At 60.1% G+C, this 1,009-nt stretch carries 1 protein-coding gene; it reads right to left on the minus strand.

What is annotated here, in order from left to right:
• Positions 1-901: 901 nt before the first annotated feature.
• The coding region (locus tag D2K64_RS26400; protein WP_120010595.1) for a WGxxGxxG-CTERM domain-containing protein at positions 902-1,009 on the minus strand (108 nt) is incomplete at its 5' end.

Genomic DNA, 1,009 nt, shown 5'->3' on the forward strand with positions numbered 1-1,009 from the left:
ATCCGAAACCCCGCATCCACAACCCGGGTCAGATCCTCGTGGCAACCCCGGGTCGGCTCTCAGTGGCAATCAACAGCCTGCCCATCAGCCCTGCTCGGCCGGTTTGTGCGAGCATTCAACGACTTCGCTGAAGGGTAGTTTCGGATCTCGTGCTCTCGCGTGCCGATCAGCAAGCTGGCGCGGTGATTGATCCATAATGACAAAAGCCTGCATCTCGCCATCGAAGCAGCCGGTTCTGCGGCAGCTCGGTGGAGCCGGCTTGGTCGAGCAGGAGTCGTGGCATGGCAAGGCGATGGCGGGCAGTGATGGGAGGGCAGAAAGGGTCCATCAGGGGAGCCTTACCTCTTAGGAGAGCAACTTGGTTGCAATCCACAAGGGCTGTAGCTCGCGACCTTTAATAGTGCTTTCAGCCTATGAAGGTCGGTTATAGGGCGAAGCGTCACTGCGACGGATAGGCTGCCGGACAGGACTGAACGGCGCTACCTGGATGGCGCGGCACGATTCTCCTGCACCCATCGGTGCCAAGCCTTCAAACTGCAGGATCGAGGGGCGGTCTCTGCTCCACGACGAAAGAGAACGATAAGTGTGTTAGCTTCGTCAACACCAACCTGCACGACATAGCGCTCCAGCCCCATGGAAGCCGCCGGCGTCGAGAGAGACCCGATTTGCGGTTGCTGTTCCATGCTCCGTTCCCTTGTGGTCAAAGACTCTGCCTACTGACCTGCTTACGGATCCTCCGTCTCCCGACTGCGCCTGCGGATGGCCAGAGCAATCATGGCTAGAGCAATCTATGTTTACAGTTCCACCTTTTTCCAAGGCGCGAGCTACGCACCAACTCACCCGCCCGGGTCCGCCGTTGCAGAAAGCGGACCCGGGCGGACGACGCGCTACGGCGAAGCCTTCAATGGCGGCCGACCGTGGTGGTGTCGTGTTTCTTGCGGCCTGCCAACCCCGCCAAACCGGCCAAGCCCAGGAGTCCAAGCCAGCCCAGATCAAAACCGTCGTCATC

Source organism: Teichococcus vastitatis (genome assembly GCF_003604215.1).
Lineage (GTDB): Bacteria > Pseudomonadota > Alphaproteobacteria > Acetobacterales > Acetobacteraceae > Pseudoroseomonas > Pseudoroseomonas vastitatis.